Origin of the sequence: Nocardiopsis sp. CNR-923, assembly GCF_001942255.1 — a bacterium.
Taxonomy (GTDB): Bacteria; Actinomycetota; Actinomycetes; order Streptosporangiales; family Streptosporangiaceae; genus Nocardiopsis.
Map to the genome: position 1 here is coordinate 1 of NZ_MKKC01000020.1, position 3,325 is coordinate 3,325.

The window sequence follows — 3,325 nt, forward strand, 5'->3', positions numbered from 1 at the left end:
CGTCGGGGCGTTGCTGGGCCAGGGTGCGGCGGATGCGGACGGCCTCGGTGCTGGCGTTCAGGGCTTCCTCGCGCCGCCCCAGGTCCGCCAGGCGGTTGGCTTGGTTGTTCAGGGACCTGGCGAGGTCGGGCAGGAAGGCGTCGGGGTCCTTCGCGGCTTGTTCCCGAAGGGCGTGGACCATGCGGTCACTCACTTGCCCGGCCCATTCGGCCAGCCGGTGGCTGAAGTGGGGAAGAGCATCGCTGAGCTGCGCAAGGACCTCGATGGGGGTCGTGGTGTCGGCTGTGGTCTGTTCCAGGGCCTGCAGGAGCGGGCCGGGGTTCTCCGCCTGGGTGGCCACGTCAACAGCCACTGGCCCCAGGGCGCGGATGTGGCGCGCGCACAGCGCGGTCAGGTGTGTGCCCAGGCCGGGCAGGGCGGGGTGCGCGGCGGCGCGGGTATACAGGGTCACCAGCCGTTCGGCGTCGCCCGTGGAGATGTCTTCGAGGTGGGGGTCGAACAGGGCGGGGTTGTTGTGGAGGCGCCTGCCGAGGAAGTACTCCAGGAGCCGGTCGGGCTGCAACCGTCCCCACACCCCCGCCCCGCCGGTGGGATACAGGCTGCTGATCCACCGGCGGATCTGGTGCTTGCGGGCGGCGGTCTGCCCTTCCAGCACCTTCACGTTGTCCAGGAGCTGGTCGGCTTCCTCGATACCGGCCGGGGCGAGGGTGAAGGCCAGAGCCAGCACGTCCCGCAGCGGCTGTTGGAGTTCGGCCTCCTCCAGTTGGTGGGCGGTGGCGGCCTGGGTCCAGTACCGGTACTCGTGGGCCAGCACCCGCCCCTCGACCGCGCTGTCGGGGGTGATCGTGGTGGGGGGTTGGGTGGCGTCCAGCAGGTCGGCCAGGGCGCGCATGTGCACACTCAACACGGTCTCCCACCCGGCCCCGGACAGGTCGGGGTCGGGTAGGTCGGCCGCGGCCTGGTCCCAGTCGGCCGGGGTGGGTGTGCGGGCCGCGGGCAGGGCGGCGGCCAGGTGGTGCAGGGCGGTGCGGTACTCGCGGGTCCGATCGACTGTGCGGGGGGCCAGTGGGGGCAGCAGGATCTGTCGGGTGATGTCGGCCAGCAGGTGGCCGGTGGTGGTGTTGACCTGTTCCCACCACTCGCCCAGGGTGCGCACCAGCAACAGCAGCCGGACGGGGGCACTGCCCGGGGGGCGGTCGCACAACTCCAGCAGGCGCCTCAGTTGTGTGGTGCGGGTCTCGGCGTAGTCGACCACTAGCAGCAGCGGGACCGTGGTCTCCCCGATCGGGTCGAGTTCTTCGGTGGTGGTGGTGTCCTTGACCCACACGGTGGCCCAGCGCCGCCCGGGGGTGTCGGGGTGGGCCAGGTGTGCGGTGAGTTCGTGGCCCAGGCGGGTCTTGCCCTGACCGCCGGGCCCGTGCACCACCACCGCGGACAGCACGTCGTCGCTCTCGCACCACTGGGCCAGGGTGCCCATGATTTCGTCGCGGCCGTGAAAGTCCACTACCTTCCGGTGGGCCTCCAACAGGGAGGCGGGGGAGGGCCGCTGGTGTGTGAGTGGGGTGTGGGCCAGGTGGGCGAGCTCGACCGGCTCCAACACCACGGACACCTGGTGCCGGTCCAGTACGGCTCGAAAGGCCGGGTCGTGGTGGAGCACGTAGGCGGGTACGGCCTCCAGGCTGGCGTGGGCTCGGTGGGCGGGGTCGGTGGCCACCACCCCCACCACCAGACCCTCGCACACCAACGCGGCCCCGGACAGCCCGCCCCAGGGGGAACCGTCCTGCTCCCAGCGGGGTGGGTGGGTGGTGATGTCCAGGACGTAGCGGTCACCGATCATGCGGTTGCCGGGGTTGAGGGTGCCCGAGGGTTGGGAGGTCTCCACCGGACGCCCCTGGCGTTGGACCAGGTCGGGGTACCCCCAGGTGTGGCACGAGATGCCGGGGCGGTCGGTGACCAGCCGCCCCCACCGCGTGCGGACCGGTGGGGCCGGCCAGGCCGGGTCGGTGACCTCGACCAGGGCGGCGTCATCGCGCCCGTGTGGGGTGCCCCGCCACACCACGTGGCCGGTGAACGTGGCGGTGCCCGCGGGGGTGAAGAACGACACCTCGCCGCCGGGTTCGGGGACCACGTGGGCGGAGGTCAACACGAGCCGGGGCGCGATCACACACCCCGACCCGGTCCCTGTGGAGCTTTCAACGCGGGCGATGTGCGCGGCCGTGGGCATCGGCACTTCCTGAACAGTGAGCGGTCGAGGCGGAAGCGGGGCCGGGTGGTCAGCGTCCGATGTGCCCGGATCGGTCCCCGGTGCCGGTGTTCTGGTTGGTGCTGGTGATGGACACGTCGCCGTTGGGGGTGGTCTTGTGGCGGGGGGTGAGGGTGAAGGACACCCGGTGGGTGCGGGCCCGGCTCGCTCCGGCTTCGACCTCTCCGGAGGCGATCCACGCCGCGATCTTTCCTTTGGCTTTGGCATCGGCGCGGAACTGGACCTCGAAGTCCATGGTCACGGGGCCGACGTCGAAGGTGAGGTCGGGGCTGTGGGCTTCGGCCTCGGCGACGGCTTCGGTCAGTTCCTCGCGCAACGTTCGGACGGCGTCGGTCAGGCGCAGTTCCACGCTGGTCTCCTCCCAAAAGGGTGTGGGGTCAGGGGCGGGTTACTACGATCGCAGAATCCGGACTGTGGTGTGGGGTGTGGAGGGTGTTGGCCGTTTCCGGTCAGACCACCTTCAGCCACCGGTGTCTGGTGTGGGTCGAGGGTTTGGTGGGTGCCGGGATCGCCTCCCGTCGCTCCTGTGAACCGACGAGCCGTCGCTCGTGATGCTTGCGTCGTGCTGACCACGGGCACCTATGCCGCCGTTCTCTCTGAGGTGGGCAGACAGGCGGCGTGGCTGATCCTCTGCGACTCCAACCAGGTGATGGGGAAGCTCAGGGGCCACGCCGACCGTAGGAGACTTGGTCTACATGGCCCTGTCAGGGGATCGTCCTGGCTGAGGCGTAACGAAGGCTCGATCTGACCTGGTCGGATTCGACTCTGCGGCCAGCGTGTGAGGGTGGTCTGTCGGAGGGGTGGTGTTGGATGTTGAGTGTGGTTGAGTTCAAGGGTGGTTTTCAGCGACACGCCGGGGTTGTCTGCACTACCGGAGGGCTGCTGAAAAATCTGACTCGGATCGATGAGCCATACGTGTTGTGGCCAGGGACTTTACCGTCGGGCCTTCATCGCCCCTGCGAGGGGTAGCAACACCACGACGAGGCGGGTTCGACCGCGGCCCGGGAGCCTTCATCGCCCCTGCGAGGGGTAGCAACCACGCCAGTAGCGCGCGCCAGACCT

General features: G+C 69.8%; 2 protein-coding genes. Both read right to left on the reverse strand.

Annotation, left to right across the window (positions count from 1 at the left end):
• Positions 1-2,224 (reverse strand): serine protease (locus tag BJF83_RS01195; protein ID WP_143831747.1); only part of this gene is annotated, 2,224 nt, incomplete at its 3' end.
• Positions 2,225-2,273: 49 nt separating this feature from the next.
• Entirely contained in the window at positions 2,274-2,612 is a 339-nt protein-coding gene (locus BJF83_RS01200; protein WP_075924835.1) for a trypco2 family protein, read from the reverse strand.
• Positions 2,613-3,325 lie beyond the last annotated feature (713 nt).